Source organism: Streptomyces sp. NPDC023527 (assembly GCF_055560115.1).
Genome location: NZ_JBVHJJ010000010.1, coordinates 263,676 through 277,293 on the forward strand (window position 1 = coordinate 263,676; position 13,618 = coordinate 277,293).

At 70.8% G+C, this 13,618-nt stretch carries 14 protein-coding genes; 7 read left to right on the forward strand and 7 right to left on the reverse strand.

What is annotated here, in order from left to right; translation table 11 throughout:
- The first annotated feature begins 199 nt into the window (after nucleotides 1–199).
- Both ACZ303_RS21395 and ACZ303_RS21400 read left to right on the forward strand, forming a co-directional pair.
- Nucleotides 200–1,231 (forward strand): fatty acid desaturase family protein, encoded by a 1,032-nt coding sequence (locus ACZ303_RS21395; RefSeq protein ID WP_467341254.1) that lies wholly within the window; start codon nucleotides 200–202, stop codon nucleotides 1,229–1,231.
- Nucleotides 1,232–1,297: 66 nt separating this feature from the next.
- Nucleotides 1,298–1,480 (forward strand): hypothetical protein, encoded by a 183-nt coding sequence (locus ACZ303_RS21400; RefSeq protein WP_467341256.1) that lies wholly within the window; start codon nucleotides 1,298–1,300, stop codon nucleotides 1,478–1,480.
- Here ACZ303_RS21400 and ACZ303_RS21405 read toward each other — a convergent pair.
- The 4 genes from ACZ303_RS21405 to ACZ303_RS21420 all read right to left on the reverse strand — a co-directional run bounded on the left by ACZ303_RS21405 (nucleotide 1,477) and on the right by ACZ303_RS21420 (nucleotide 5,317).
- Nucleotides 1,477–2,505, reverse strand: coding sequence for a TolB-like translocation protein (locus ACZ303_RS21405; protein WP_467341258.1), 1,029 nt, complete (start codon nucleotides 2,503–2,505; stop codon nucleotides 1,477–1,479). The genes ACZ303_RS21400 and ACZ303_RS21405 overlap by 4 nt on opposite strands.
- A gap of 14 nt (nucleotides 2,506–2,519) precedes the next feature.
- Nucleotides 2,520–3,800, reverse strand: coding sequence for an MFS transporter (locus ACZ303_RS21410; protein ID WP_467341260.1), 1,281 nt, complete (start codon nucleotides 3,798–3,800; stop codon nucleotides 2,520–2,522).
- A gap of 2 nt (nucleotides 3,801–3,802) precedes the next feature.
- Nucleotides 3,803–4,636 carry an alkaline phosphatase family protein gene (locus ACZ303_RS21415; RefSeq protein ID WP_467341409.1) on the reverse strand — a complete coding sequence of 278 codons (834 nt, stop codon included), beginning with the start codon at nucleotides 4,634–4,636 and terminating at the stop codon, nucleotides 3,803–3,805.
- A gap of 396 nt (nucleotides 4,637–5,032) precedes the next feature.
- Nucleotides 5,033–5,317, reverse strand: a complete 285-nt coding sequence (locus ACZ303_RS21420) for a hypothetical protein (RefSeq protein WP_467341262.1) — start codon at nucleotides 5,315–5,317, stop codon at nucleotides 5,033–5,035.
- Nucleotides 5,318–5,415: 98 nt separating this feature from the next.
- Here ACZ303_RS21420 and ACZ303_RS21425 point away from each other — a divergent pair, with 98 nt between their 5' ends.
- Complete coding sequence (locus tag ACZ303_RS21425; RefSeq protein ID WP_467341264.1) at nucleotides 5,416–6,330, forward strand: oxygenase MpaB family protein; 915 nt, start codon at nucleotides 5,416–5,418, stop codon at nucleotides 6,328–6,330.
- Here ACZ303_RS21425 and ACZ303_RS21430 read toward each other — a convergent pair.
- Complete coding sequence (locus ACZ303_RS21430) at nucleotides 6,313–6,840, reverse strand: PadR family transcriptional regulator (protein WP_467341266.1); 528 nt, start codon at nucleotides 6,838–6,840, stop codon at nucleotides 6,313–6,315. The genes ACZ303_RS21425 and ACZ303_RS21430 overlap by 18 nt on opposite strands.
- A 133-nt stretch (nucleotides 6,841–6,973) precedes the next feature.
- On the opposite strand from ACZ303_RS21430, the gene ACZ303_RS21435 reads away from it, so the two are divergent.
- The 3 genes from ACZ303_RS21435 (at nucleotide 6,974) to ACZ303_RS21445 (ending at nucleotide 9,213) form a co-directional block, all read left to right on the forward strand.
- On the forward strand, nucleotides 6,974–7,774 hold the full coding sequence (locus ACZ303_RS21435) for an alpha/beta fold hydrolase (protein WP_467341268.1): 801 nt from the start codon (nucleotides 6,974–6,976) through the stop codon (nucleotides 7,772–7,774).
- A 51-nt stretch (nucleotides 7,775–7,825) separates the two neighbouring features.
- A complete protein-coding gene (locus ACZ303_RS21440) occupies nucleotides 7,826–8,248 on the forward strand; it encodes a roadblock/LC7 domain-containing protein (RefSeq protein WP_467341270.1) in 423 nt (140 codons plus the stop codon).
- A gap of 89 nt (nucleotides 8,249–8,337) precedes the next feature.
- A complete protein-coding gene (locus ACZ303_RS21445; protein WP_467341272.1) occupies nucleotides 8,338–9,213 on the forward strand; it encodes a DUF6397 family protein in 876 nt (291 codons plus the stop codon).
- Between the two features lie 30 nt (nucleotides 9,214–9,243).
- Here the strand turns inward: ACZ303_RS21445 and ACZ303_RS21450 are convergent, their stop codons facing one another.
- Both ACZ303_RS21450 and ACZ303_RS21455 read right to left on the reverse strand, forming a co-directional pair.
- Nucleotides 9,244–10,107 carry an acyl-CoA thioesterase gene (locus ACZ303_RS21450; protein WP_467341274.1) on the reverse strand — a complete coding sequence of 288 codons (864 nt, stop codon included), beginning with the start codon at nucleotides 10,105–10,107 and terminating at the stop codon, nucleotides 9,244–9,246.
- Between the two features lie 49 nt (nucleotides 10,108–10,156).
- Nucleotides 10,157–12,670 carry a DEAD/DEAH box helicase gene (locus tag ACZ303_RS21455; protein WP_467341276.1) on the reverse strand — a complete coding sequence of 838 codons (2,514 nt, stop codon included), beginning with the start codon at nucleotides 12,668–12,670 and terminating at the stop codon, nucleotides 10,157–10,159.
- Nucleotides 12,671–12,814: 144 nt separating this feature from the next.
- On the opposite strand from ACZ303_RS21455, the gene ACZ303_RS21460 reads away from it, so the two are divergent.
- Nucleotides 12,815–13,606, forward strand: a complete 792-nt coding sequence (locus ACZ303_RS21460; RefSeq protein WP_467341278.1) for a metal-dependent hydrolase — start codon at nucleotides 12,815–12,817, stop codon at nucleotides 13,604–13,606.
- The last annotated feature ends 12 nt before the right edge of the window (nucleotides 13,607–13,618 follow it).

Below are 13,618 nucleotides of genomic sequence, written 5' to 3' on the forward strand. Positions count from 1 at the left end.
GAGGGTACAGCAGCGGCTCACCGGAAGTGGGTCCGAGCAGTGTGAACCACGCCACGTTGTGCCAGGGGGTGCACTCAACCCCCCTACGGCGTCAGGGGCTGGCCCCCGGCGGATCCGGGTGGTGACGCCATGGCCCACCCATGCCACGGATCCGTACGTTCAGTGAGGTCAGCCCGCTGTCCCACCGTCCGGAGTCCTCATGCCCCAGGCCACCACCCTGCTCGCGGAACGCTCCGCGGGCAGCGACTTCGCCCCGCTCCTGCGCCAGGTCCGGGAGCGAGGGCTCCTCGAACGCCGCCGGGGTTGGTACGCGCTCACCGTCGCCGCCCACGTGCTCGCGCTGGCCGCCACGGCCACCGGCATCATGCTCACCGGCGACTCCTGGTGGGCACTGCTGCTGGCCGTGCCCTTCTCGGTGTTCTCGGCGCGGGCCGCCTTCGCCGGTCACGACAGCGGGCACGCCCAGGTGGCCGCGACCCGGCGGGCCAACCGCGTGGTGGGCCTCCTCCACGCCGACCTGCTGGTGGGCATGAGCTACGCCTGGTGGAACGACAAGCACAACCGGCACCACGCCAACCCCAACCACGTCGACAAGGACCCGGACGTCGGCGTCGGCGCGCTCGTATGGACCCAGCGGCAGGCGGCACAGAGGCAGGGGTTCGCCCGCTGGCTCACCCGCAACCAGGCCCGGCTCTTCTTCCCGATGCTGCTGCTGGAAGGCATCGCTCTGAAGGTTTCGAGCGTGCGCGACCTCAAAAGGCAGGAAGCGGGAGAACGGTGGGTCGAGGCGACGCTTCTGACCCTCCACGCGGTGGGCTACGCGACCCTCCTGCTGTCCTCGATGTCCCTGGGCAAGGCCGTCGTCTTCGCTCTCGTCCACCACGCCCTCTTCGGACTCCACCTCGGCATGGTCTTCGCCCCCAACCACAAGGGGATGGAGATGCCCGACCCGGACGGCGAACGCTGGGGGCACCTGCGCCGCCAGGTCCTCACCTCGCGCAACGTGCGCGGTGGACCGCTGACCGACTGGTTCCTGGGCGGACTGAACTACCAGATCGAACACCACCTCTTCCCCAGCATGCCCCGCCCCCACCTGCGGCTCGCCCGGCCCCTCGTCCGCGAGCACTGCCGCGCGGCCGGGCTGCCGTACGCGGAGACCGGCCTCATCGACTCCTACCGGCAGGCACTGGGCCACATGCACGAGGTCGGCGCCCCGCTGCGGGCCGAGTGAGGAACCCGACGAGGACGCCGGACGTTCTCAAGGACAGAGCGGCAGCAGTCGCGAAGGAGGCACAAGATGAGCAACAGGGCCAAGGTCGCCGTCGGCGGCGTGGCGGTGGGAGTGATCCTGCTGTGGCTGCTGCCCTTCTGGGCGGCCCTGCTGGTGATGGTCGGCGTGCCGGCCGGCGCGTATCTGCTGCTGGACTCCTCGCAGCGCAAGAGGCTGCGCCGAGTGTCCAGGAAAGAGCTCCGGCGCTAACCCGGTGACCGACCGGTGAAGGCGGGGGCCAAGGCGGCCGGCAGCGCCACCCGAGGGCTGCCGGAGCCGTCCGCGGGCACCGTCCACAGGTCGGAGCCGAAGTCGCCGGGCAGCGAGTAGACCAGGGTGCGCCCGTCCTGCCAGACGGCCTGATCGTCGACGCTGCGCCGCTCGGCGGTCGCGCTCTCGCGCAGGGTGCGCAGGTCCAGTACGTACAACCGCCAGGGCGCTTCGGACGACGCGCCCTCGACGCGCTTCTTATAGGCGATACGCGTCCCGTCGGGGGAGAGCGACGGACATTCGACATTGGTGTGCAGACTGCGCAGTGTCCGCTCGGTACGGTCACCGCGTACGAGGTGGGTCCGCCCTCCGGTGGCCACCGTGGCGTAGAAGTGGGTGTCGTCGGCGAAGGTGACACCCCAGACGTTGAGGTCCGCCGCCTGGTGGGGGCGGCCGTCCAGGAAGAACCGGTAGTCCTCCAGATTCCGGTCCAGCTTTCCGGTGCGGAGGTCCAGCACCGACGTACGCGTCGAGAAGGCCGTCCCCGCGTACGAGTCACCGCTGACGAAGACGGTCCAGGCGACGCTGCGGCCGCTGGGCGATACGCGGGCGCGGGTGGGCACACCCGCCAGGTCGTAGCCGCGCAGCTCGCGCAGGCGGCTGTCGAGCACCACGGCACGGTAGCCGTCACGGAGCCTGCCGCGCACCGACCGCAGACAGACACCGGTGCCGGCGGCCGTGTGGAAGCGCAGACAGCGGACCCCCGACGCGGTACGCGGGCCCGTGGGATCCGCGGCCTTCACCGACACGATCTCGTCGCGGTGCGGGCCCCACGCCATGTTCCGGAAGACACCGACCCCCGGGGCGTCCAGAACGACCTCGCCGGACCGCACGACCGGGCCACCGGCCGGGGCACGGTCCTTCTCCGCGGCCCGCCCGGCGGCGTGCAGGGTGGCCGCCACGGCGACACCACCCAGGACGAGAACCGCTGTCAGGAGGATCAGCAGGCGGCTCTTACGGTTCATGCGCATCTCACGGGTCAACGCTCGGGCTCCAGTGGGACGTCGGCGGGCGAGGGGCGCAGCAGCAGGGCGCTGAGGGCCGCGGAGACGGCGAGACCGGCAGCGGCCGCGCCCAGCGCCGTACGGTCGCCCCAGGCGGTCCACGCGGCCCCGAACGCGATCGAGCAGACGAAGCGGGCGGCGGCCTGACCGGTCTGCACCACCGCCAGCCCGGTGCCGCGCACCGGGTCCGGCACGGCGTCGGCCGTCGCGGCGGCCAGTACCCCGTCGGTGGCCGCGTAGAAACTCCCGTGCAGTGCGAGCACGAGACAGCACAGGGCCGGGGAGTCGCCGAGCGGCGCGACGAGGAGACCGTAGGCCGCGAGGAGGGCGAGATGCCCGCACAGGAAGAGCCGGCGCCGGCCCACACGGTCCGCGACCACTCCGAGAGGCACGGCCAGCACGAGGAACGCCGTGGCCGTCCCCAGAGGGAGCAACGGGAACCACGCCTCCGAAAGGTCCAGACGCCGTTGGAGGGTGAGGTAGAGGAACGAGTCGCTGACCGTGGTCAGCCCCAACAGCACCGCGCAGCCGGTCAGGCGACGGACGGCGGGCCGGCGCAGAACGGAACGCAGCGGCGCTCGCCCTTGCGGCCGCGCGGGGCGCGCGGGCCCGGAGGAGCGCCCCGGGACGAACAACACCAGGACGAGAACGCCCAGCGCGGCCACACAGCCGCTGGCGACGAAGACGGCGTCGTAGCCTCCCGCGGCGGCACGCAGGATCACGAAGGCCAGGAGCGGGCCGAGCAGCGCGCCCGCGGTGTCCATCGCCCGGTGCACGCCGAACGCCTTCCCCCGGACGGCCGGTTCGCAGGCCAGCGAGATCATGGCGTCGCGCGGTGCCGTACGCAGGCCCTTGCCCGTGCGGTCGGCGGCGAGCACCGCGCCGATCAGCGGCAGGCTGTGCGCGACGAGCAGCAGCGGCTTGCAGAGGGCGGACAGGCCGTAGCCGGCCACGGCCACGGACTTGTGGCCGCCCCCGCGGTCGGAGAGCCTGCCGCCGATGAGGCGTACGAGCGCGCTGACGCCGTTGTAGACCCCGTCCAGGAGTCCGAAGCCGAGCGGGGACAGGCCCAGTTCGGCGACGAGGTAGAGCGGCAGGACGGCGGTGACCATCTCCGAGGAGACGTCGGTGATCAGGCTGACGCCGCCCAGGGCGAACACGGCTCCGGGGACGACGGCGGCCCGCCGACCGGGGAGGGGGCGCCGGCCGGCGGTGTCCGAGTGGTCCGGGGTGGTGCGGGCGTCCGCGAGATACACGGTCAGCTGTTCCAGATGCCGGTGATGTCCTTGGCGTTCGCGGCGTTTCCGGCGTGCGCGGTGCCGTACATGTCCTCGATGGTGCGCAGCACGTCGTAGTGGTTGTAGCTGGTGGAGGACGTGGCTCCGGCCTTGACGGGCTGGCCGTGGAGGACGGTCGGAATCCGGTTGCCGCTCAGCCGGTTGTCCTCGTCGAAGGTGATGAGGAGCAGGCTGTTGTGGGACTTGGCCCAGTCGGCATAGCCCTTGAGGTTGTTCTTCAGCCAGGTGTCGCCGGTGCCGACGGAACAGTCGTGCATGTCGCTGCACAGGTTCGGCACCACGAAGGAGACCGTCGGCAGCTTGGTGTAGTCGCTGGGGAACGCGGCCATCGTGTGCGCCGTGCTGGTGGGCACGTTGTCGAATCCGAACCACGGGTTGTGCTTCCGCGCGTATTTGCCGCTCTTGCAGGTGGTGGAGCCCTCGGCGGGCAGGGACTCGTTGTAGCTGGCCCAGCTCTTGCCCGCGGCCATCAGCTCCGAGGCGAGATTGGGCGCGTGGCTGAAGCCGGGAGTGACGCAGCTGTCGTCGGTGACGCCTTGGGTGTCCCCGGAGAACAGCGCGTAGTAGTTCGGCTGGCTGGGGTGGGTCTCGGCGTACGAGGCCGTGAGGCCGGCTCCGCCCGCGGCCAGGGAGTTGATGTACGGCGCGCTGGAGCTGCCCATGACCTGGCTGTAGGCGTGGTTCTCGAAGACGACGACCACGACATGGTCCGGCGTGGGCACGGCCGCCGCGGCCGAGGAGTCCGATGCCCACAGGCCCAGGGACGCTGCGGCGAGTCCGAAGGCCGTGGTCAGGGCGGTGAGATGACGGCGGCGGAGACGGCGGGGTCTGCGGGGTGGGCTGGCTGCGGCGGCCACGGGATCCTCCGTACGGGGGTGGGGAGTGCGCGCGAGCGGAGTCGGCGGGGCGTGGGGGAGGGGATGAGTGCCTGCGGGGGTGTGTTGGAAGCGTAGGACTGGCTGAATGGCATGTACACGTCTTGCTGGTGACGGGTTCGGAAACAGTGGCCGAGCGGGACGCGACGGCGCGGTTGTGCTCAGCGTGTCGTCGGGCGCGACGAGAACGGCGCGGTCGTCCGCGAGGGCGCGTTGTCCGCGGGTGGCGAGGTCCGGCTCGGGGCCCCATGCGCGTGGAACCGCGAGCCGAGCCGCACGTCCCCTCGACCGCGTGTGACGGCTGGGCCCCGCGGTTCAGACCCTGGGCAGGCCGAGCAGGGACCGGGCCACGTGCTGCGGTGCCTCGTCGTGCTCGCGGGCCAGCGCGATGACCGCCCGGCAGGCGAGCTCGTTCACGCCGAAGCACAGCGCCTCCGGCGAGACCCAACGGGCCGCCTCCGCACTCCGGTCGTAGTCGTTCTCGGCGCACGCGGCCACATAGGTGGCCGCGGCTTCGAAGAGGTTCCCCTGCCGCCCCGAGGGCGGCGGAGCGGTGGGGTTCCGGACCTCGTCGAAGCGTTTGCGGAGCCTGTCGAACACGTGGATCACCTGCCCCGTGAGCGGATTGCCCTGCGGCGTTCAAGTGTGCCCGTCGCCCGTAGAGTTGAACCTCCGACGAACGAAGGGGCGACCGCCGAGTGAAGCGCTATGACCGGCTCAAGGAGATCCAGCGACTGGATCCCGAGAAGGACTTCCTGCGGATCTACCGGATCACGGCGACCCTGGAATTCCCTTGGGATGTGACACGTGCGCTCGAGCTCGCCCTTTACAGGACCTACGCCGTGCCCAGCATCGGACGTCTCCTCGGGCGTACCGGAGAGTTCACCGGCCGTCCCCAGAAGCGTTATGACGACACCGCGTTGCTGCTCGACACGGTGGTCGAGCACGGATTCGACAGTGAGAACGGCCGGACCGCCATCCGCCGAATCAACCAGATGCACCGTAGCTATGACATCAGCAACGACGACATGCGCTACGTCCTGTCCACCTTCGTCGTCATCCCCGGCCGCTGGCTCGACGATTACGGCTGGCGCCGGTTGTCCGAGCACGAGCGGCGCGCGATGGCCGCGTATTACCGCACCCTCGGCCGCCACATGGGCATCCAGGACATCCCGCGGACGTATGCCGACTTCGAGCGTTGCCTCGACGACTACGAGGCCGCACACTTCGGCTGGGACGAGGGCGGCCGGCGCGTATCGGACGCCACCCTCGATGTGATGGCGTCCTGGTACCCCAGCCCCCTCGCGCCGCTCGTACGGGGCGCGAGCATGGCCCTGCTGGACGATTCGCTGCTGCACGCCTTCCGCTACGAACCGCCGCACCCCGCCACGCGTGCGCTGGTGCGCGGAGCCCTGCGTGCGCGGGCCAAGGCCGTACGCCTGCTCCCGCCTCGCCGCACCCCGCACTACGCACGTCAGAACCCCGAGATCAAGGGTTATCCGAACGGCTACGTCATCGCCGAGCTCGGCACGTTCCCCGGTGGCCGCCCCGGCGAGCGGGCGGGCGGCTGCCCGGTGCCGCACGGGAGCACCGGCTCAGACCTCGCGGAGTGAGCCGATCGTCTCCCGCAGCCAGGCCAGCTCCGCCCGGCTGGTGGCACGGGCGATGGTGAGGACGCCGCGCCGGAAGGGGTCCTCGATCTCCTCGGCGCGCAGCGGGCGGTCACCGTCGTAGAAGAAGCTCGCGGGCTGTTCGAGAAAGGCCAGCCGCCGTTCCAGCACGGCGGCTTGGGCCTCGGGCACCGCGAGGTGACGGAGGAAGGCGAGGACGGTGAACCAGCGGTTCTCGTCCGTGATGTCGTTCTCGGCGGGTTCCGCGAGCCGGTGGCGCAGTTCGGCGCGGCCGAGCGGCGTGAGCGTCAGTACGTGCCGGGGCGCGGCACCCGCTCCCGGTCTGGTCTCGCGCGCGAGCAGGCCCGCCTTCTCCAGCCGCTTGACGGCCGGATAGAGCGAGCTCTCCGCCACGGGCTTGACGTGCCCGGTGAGCGCGGCGATGCGCTTGCGCAGCTCATAGCCGTGCAGCGGGCTCTCGTACAGGAAGCCGAGAAGGGCGAGTTCGAGCATGCCTGTATTGAACCCGGGCGGTCCGGCGGGCCAACAGCCGGGGTGCCTCGGCTCGATCGTACATCTGATCATCCATACATCGGTAGCGATGTATCGTGCTGGCTCGACGGAGTCGGCGGAGGGGAGCAGGGCTGTGCGACAGGTGGAGTTCGGACCGGCGGGGGCATGGGTGCGATGGACCGAGGCGGCAGGGGAGGGGCCCGCGCGCGTCTATGTCCACGGGCTCGGCTCGGCCTCGACCGTCTACCACGCGCACATCGCGGCGGACCCGGCCCTCGCCGGTCGGCGTTCGCTCTTCGTCGACCTTCCCGGGCACGGCATCAGCGACCGCCCACGCGACTTCGGCTACACCTTGGAGGAGCACGCCGACGCGTTGGCGGCGGTCCTGGACGCGGCCGGGGTCGAGGGGGCCGAGCTGGTCGGACACAGCATGGGCGGAGCGGTCGCCATCGTGCTCGCCACGCGGCGACCCGACCTGGTCGCACGCCTCGTCCTCGCGGAGGCCAATCTCGACCCTCATCCGCCCCGGACCGCGGGGAGCAGCGGCATCGCGTCCCACGCGGAAGAGGACTTCGTGAGGGGCGACGGCTTCACCGAGACACTGGAGCGGGTCGGTCCCTTGTGGCGCGCGACGATGCGGCTGGCGGACCCGACGGCCCTGCACCGCACGGCCGTCGGGCTGATCCGGGGAACCGTGCCGACGATGCGCGCCATGCTCATGGACCTCGACGTGCCGCGTACGTATCTGGTGGGGGAGCGCAGCGGCGAACTCCGAGGGCGTACGGAACTGGTCGCGGCGGGTGTGGCGGTGGAGACCGTGCCGGGGGCCGGCCACAACATCATGTTCGACAACCCCGCCGCCTACGTCGCCGCCGTGGCTGGCGCGCGGACGTCGGCCGAGGGGGTGGGCGGGTTGCCGACGGCGCGCCGGTGAGCAAGGCTTGCACGGCAAGTCACGGGGAATGGCGGAACGGGGAGGCGGGACATGGCAGTCAGCAAGGAACTCGACTGGATGCTGGACGACCTGACCGAGCGCGTCGAGAACATACGCCACGCGCTGGTGCTGTCCACCGATGGGCTGGTGACCGGCGCGAGCGCGAGCCTCGAAAGGGAGGACGCCGAGCATCTGGCCGCGGTCGCGTCCGGACTGCACAGCCTCGCGAAGGGCACCGGACGTCAGTTCCGGGCGGGTGAGGTCCGGCAGACGATGGTCGAATTCGACGAAGGCGTGCTGTTCGTGACGTCGGCGGGGGACGGGAGCTGCTTGTGCGTGCTCGGGGGAGCGGAGGCCGATATCGGCCACATCGCCTATGAGATGACGCTGTTGGTCAACCGCGTCGGGGAGCATTTGAGCATCGGGGCACGGCAGCAGGGCGGCGCGGGCCGGGGCGCCGGCACCCAGGGCTGACCGAAGTTATCCACAGGGTGAACGCGCCGCCGCGCCTTCTCGCTATCGTCGTCACTGTCAGTGATCGAAGCGTAGCGGGGGAGGGTGTCATGGTGGTACGGCAATGCCAGGAGCGGGGCACGACGGTGGCCGCGGTGCCGTTCGCGAGGGCGGCGCGGGAGCTGGAGCTCAAGCCGCGCGAGTTCGAGCTGGCCGTGCAGATGGGGCTGGTACGGACGGTGCCCGCCGGACCGGGCGGCCGACGGCGCGTCATGCGCGAGGAGATCGACAGACACACCGCCGGTGCCGGGTTCCCGGACGTCCTCCGCACCCGGGTCTGGGTGGTGGGCACGACCGAGGGCGCCGAGCTGATGGGCATCAGTACCGCCCGGTTCGGACGCCTCGCCAAGGCCGGCTGCTTCGCCCCCGCGAGGTTCTACGTGAACCGCTATCGCGCGGTGGTCTGGCACTATCTGGCGGCCGACCTCGTGGAGTTCGCCGACGCCAACCCCGGCCTGCTCACCGGCCGCACACCGCCCACCCTGCGCGACGCCCTGGAGACACACGAGGACCGGCGTGCCCGCGGCTGGCGCGCCCGTCGGCTCGACCAGCTGATGTCCTCGACCGGGGACCCGTGGGAGCAGGCGGCGATCACCGCCTCCGTGCTCGGGCCCGAGCAGTTGGCCGACGCCGTCCCGGATCCGTACGAACGGGAGTACCTGAGGGTGCTGCGACCGGATCTCGCTCCCGTGCGCTCGGACGCCCCCGCCGTCCGCGAGGTGGTCGACCGGGTGACACTGGCGACGGGCCCGGACGAGATCGCGAGCCACCGGCAGCGGCTGACCGCCGCGCTGGTACGAGCCCGCGAGACCCGGCCCGCGCCACGCCCGCGGAAGCGGCCCACGAACGTACCGGCGGCATCCGGGCCCCAGTCGGCACCGGTGGGGCTGCGGGCGTTGTGGGGGCGGCTGCGGCGCGGGAAGTGAGGAGCGGGCGGCGGACGCGATGGCACCCGCTCAGGGCACCTTACGGAAGAGCCCTTCCTGCATCACCGACACCAGAAGGCTGCCCTCACGGTTGAAGATCTGGCCGCGGGCCAACCCCCGGGCACCCGTGGCGATGGGGGACTCCTGCTGGTAGAGGAACCACTCGTCGGCCTGGAAGGGCCGGTGGAACCACATGGCGTGGTCCAAGGAGGCCATGTCGAAACCGCGCGGCCCCCACAGCGGCTCGACGGGGATGCGCACCGCGTCGAGGAGCGTCATGTCGCTGGCGTAGGTGAGCGCGCAGGTGTGCACCAGCGGGTCGTCGCCGAGCGGCCCCAGCGCGCGCATCCACACCGCGCTGCGCGGCTCCGCGTCGGCCAGCTCCCGCGCGGTCCACCGCAGCCGCTCCACGTACCGGATGTCGAACGCGAGCCGGCGTTCCATGTGCCGGAGCGCGCTCGGCAGCTCGCCGAGATGGTCGCGGATCTCGTCCGCGAGCCGCGGCAGGTCCTCGGGAGCGGGCACCTCGGGCATGGCCACCTGGTGCTCGAATCCCGGTTCGCTCTGATGGAAGGAGGCGGTGAGGTTGAAGATCGTGCGTCCTTGCTGGACGGCCACCACGCGCCGCGTGGTGAAGGACCGTCCGTCGCGCACCCGCTCCACCTGGTACACGATCGGCACGCCCGGTCGGCCGGGGCGGAGGAAGTACGCGTGCAGCGAATGGACCGGGCGGTCACCATCGGTGGTCCGCCCGGCCGCGACGAGCGCCTGCCCGGCCACCTGCCCGCCGAACACGCGCTGGAGCGACTCGTCCGGGCTGCGGCCCCGGAAGATGTTCAGGTCGATCCGCTCCAGGTCGAGCAGACCCACCAGCCGGTCGGTCGGACTGGTCATCGGCACTCCTTCGCTGCTGAGGCGCGCCGCGGGGGCGGCGCCTCGGAGGCTACAGCTGACCGACGTCCATGACGCGCACCACCGCGCGGCCTTCCTCGTCGGAGGCCGCGAGGTCCACCTCGGCGGAGATGCCCCAGTCGTGGTCGCCGTTCGGGTCGGCGAAGGTCTGCCGGACCCGCCACAGGCCGTCCTCCGGCTTCTCCTCGATCCGCAGCAGCTTCGGGCCGCGCGCGTCCGGGCCGGTGCCCAGCTCCTCGTACTCGTCCCAGTAGGCGTCCATCGCCTCGCCCCAGCGGTCCTCGTCCCAGCCGGCGTCGGCGTCCATCTCGCCCAGCTCGCCGACCTTGTCGAGGGCGGCCAGCTCGACGCGGCGGAACATCGCGTTGCGCACCAGGACCCGGAAGGCGCGGGCGTTGGCGGTGACGGGCTTGACCTGGTCGGCCCGCTCCTGAGCCTCCTCCGCCGTCTCCTCCTCGGGATTGGCCAGCTGCTCCCACTCGTCCAGCAGGCTGGAGTCGACCTGCCGCACCATCTCGCCCAGCCAGGCGATCAGATCCTCGAAGTCCTCGGACTTCAGGTCGTCCGGCACGGTGTGGTCCAGCGCCTTGTACGCGCCGGCGAGGTAGCGCAGCACGATGCCCTCGGTGCGCGCCAGGTCGTAGTAGGAGGTGAACTCCGTGAAGGTCATGGCGCGCTCGTACATGTCGCGGATGACCGACTTCGGCGACAGCGGATGGTCGCCGACCCACGGGTGGCTCTTGCGATAGACGTCGTAGGCGTGGGACAGCACCTCCTCCAAGGGCTTGGGGTAGGTGACGTCCATGAGCCGCTCCATGCGGTCCTCGTACTCGACGCCGTCCGCCTTCATCGCGGCGACCGCCTCGCCCCGCGCCTTGTTCTGCTGGGCGGCCAGGATCTGCCGCGGGTCGTCCAGCGTGGACTCGACGACCGAGACCATGTCCAGGGCGTAGGACGGCGACTCCGGGTCGAGCAGCTCGAAGGAGGCGAGCGCGAAGGTCGACAGCGGCTGGTTGAGGGCGAAGTCCGACTGAAGGTCAACGGTCAGGCGGACGATCCGGCCCTCGGCGTCCGGCTCGTCGAGCTGCTCGACGACGCCGCCGTCCAGCAGCGAGCGGTAGATGGCGATGGCGCGGCGGATGTGCCGCAGCTGGTTCTTCCGCGGCTCGTGGTTGTCCTCCAGCAGGCGACGCATCCCCTCGAAGGCGTTGCCGGGCCGGGCGATGACCGCCAGCAGCATCGCGTGCGTGACCCGGAAGCGGGAGGTGAGCTGCTCCGGCTCGGAGGCGATGAGCTTCTCGAAGGTGTTCTCGCCCCAGTTGACGAACCCCTCCGGGGCCTTCTTGCGGACGACCTTGCGCCGCTTCTTCGGGTCGTCGCCCGCCTTGGCCAGCGCCTTCTCGTTCTCGACGACGTGCTCGGGCGCCTGGGCCACGACAAAACCGGCCGTGTCGAAACCGGCCCGGCCGGCCCGGCCCGCGATCTGGTGGAACTCCCGGGCCCGCAGGGTCCGCACCCGCTGGCCGTCGTATTTGGTGAGCGCGGTGAACAGCACCGTACGGATCGGCACATTGACGCCGACGCCGAGGGTGTCCGTACCGCAGATGACCTTCAGCAGGCCCGCCTGCGCGAGCCGCTCCACCAGACGACGGTACTTGGGCAGCATCCCGGCATGGTGCACACCGATGCCGTGGCGGACGTAGCGCGAGAGATTCCGGCCGAACTTCGTGGTGAACCGGAAATGGCCGATCAGTTTGGCGATCTCGTCTTTTTCCTCGCGCGAGCACATATTGATGCTCATCAGCGCCTGCGCCCGCTCCACGGCGGCCGCCTGCGTGAAGTGCACGATGTACACCGGCGCCTGGTGGGTCTGCAGCAGCTCGGTCAGCGTCTCCGTCAGGGGCGTCGAGCGGTACTCGTAGGACAGCGGCACGGGGCGGGTCGCGGAGCGCACCACGGCGGTGGGCCGCCCGGTGCGCCGGGTCAGGTCCTCCTCGAAGCGCGACATGTCACCGAGCGTCGCGGACATCAGGATGAACTGGGCCTGGGGCAGTTCGATCAGCGGGATCTGCCACGCCCAGCCCCGGTCCGGCTCGGCGTAGAAATGGAACTCGTCCATCACGACCTGGCCGACGTCGGCGTCCTTGCCGTCCCGCAGCGCGATGGAGGCGAGCACCTCGGCCGTGCAGCAGATGATGGGCGCGTCGGCGTTGACCGAGGCGTCGCCCGTGAGCATGCCGACGTTCTCCGTGCCGAAGATCTTGCACAGGTCGAAGAACTTCTCCGAGACCAGCGCTTTGATGGGCGCGGTGTAGAAGGTCACCTGGTCATTGGCGAGCGCGGCGAAGTGCGCGCCGGCGGCCACGAGGCTCTTTCCCGACCCGGTCGGCGTCGACAGGATCACGTTGGCTCCGGACACCACCTCGATCAGCGCCTCCTCCTGCGCGGGGTACAGCGAGATCCCCCGCTCCTCGGCCCAGGTCGAGAAAGCTTCGAAAAGGGCATCGGGGTCGGCATGGCTCGGCATCTGATCGATAAGGGTCACGCCTCCATACTGCCTGGCTCATGGCCGTATCAGAGAACCGGGCGGTCGATCGGTGATCATCGGAAGCTACGCTGAGTCGCCGACCTGGCGTCAGAAAAACGGGACGTCGGTCGATGAAAGGCCAATAAAAGGGGTGAAGAGCTCATGATGGGACCGGCGCACTCGCTCTCGGGGGCAGCCGCCTGGCTGGGAGTGGGGTCGGCGGTCGCGGCGGCCGGCCACCCGATGCCGTGGCCGGTGCTCGTCGTCGGCGCCCTGATCTGCGCGGGAGCCGCGCTCGCCCCCGACCTCGACCACAAGTCGGCGACGATATCGCGAGCGTTCGGCCCGATCTCGCGCGGTCTGTGCGAGATCATCGACAAGCTGTCGCACACCGTGTACAAGGCCACCCGAGGTCGCGGCGACCCGCGCCGCAACGGCGGACACCGCACCCTGACCCACACCTGGCTGTGGGCGGTGCTGATAGGCGTCGGCGCCTCGGTACTGGCGATGACCGGCGGCCGCTGGGCCGTGCTCGGCATCCTCTTCGTCCACCTGGTGCTCGCCGTCGAGGGGCTCCTGTGGCGGATGGCCCGGACCTCCAGCGACGTCCTCGTCTGGCTCCTCGGCGCCACCAGCGCCTGGATACTGGCCGGCGTCCTGAACGAACCGGGCAACGGCGCCGGCTGGCTGTTCACCGAGCCGGGCCAGGAGTACATGTGGCTCGGTCTGCCCATCGTCCTCGGCGCGCTCGTGCACGACATCGGCGACGCGCTCACCGTCTCCGGCTGCCCGATCCTGTGGCCCATACCCATAGGCCGGAAGCGCTGGTATCCGATCGGCCCCCCCAAGGCCATGCGCTTCCGGGCGGGCAGCTGGGTGGAGCTGAAGGTGCTCATGCCGGCCTTCCTCCTGCTCGGCGGCGCGGCCGGAATCGGAGCCCTGGAGTTCGTCTGACCTCCGGGCTCC

Excerpts from the sequence above, each read along its gene's own strand:
- ACZ303_RS21395 (WP_467341254.1), top strand. The coding sequence starts at position 200 with ATGCCCCAGGCCACCACCCTGCTCGCGGAACGCTCCGCGGGCAGCGAC.
- ACZ303_RS21405 (WP_467341258.1), bottom strand. The coding sequence starts at position 2,505 with ATGAACCGTAAGAGCCGCCTGCTGATCCTCCTGACAGCGGTTCTCGTC.
- ACZ303_RS21440 (WP_467341270.1), top strand. The coding sequence starts at position 7,826 with ATGGCAGTCAGCAAGGAACTCGACTGGATGCTGGACGACCTGACCGAG.
- ACZ303_RS21460 (WP_467341278.1), top strand. The coding sequence starts at position 12,815 with ATGATGGGACCGGCGCACTCGCTCTCGGGGGCAGCCGCCTGGCTGGGA.
- ACZ303_RS21450 (WP_467341274.1), bottom strand. The coding sequence starts at position 10,107 with ATGACCAGTCCGACCGACCGGCTGGTGGGTCTGCTCGACCTGGAGCGG.
- ACZ303_RS21445 (WP_467341272.1), top strand. The coding sequence starts at position 8,338 with ATGGTGGTACGGCAATGCCAGGAGCGGGGCACGACGGTGGCCGCGGTG.
- ACZ303_RS21430 (WP_467341266.1), bottom strand. The coding sequence starts at position 6,840 with ATGCTCGAACTCGCCCTTCTCGGCTTCCTGTACGAGAGCCCGCTGCAC.
- ACZ303_RS21400 (WP_467341256.1), top strand. The coding sequence starts at position 1,298 with ATGAGCAACAGGGCCAAGGTCGCCGTCGGCGGCGTGGCGGTGGGAGTG.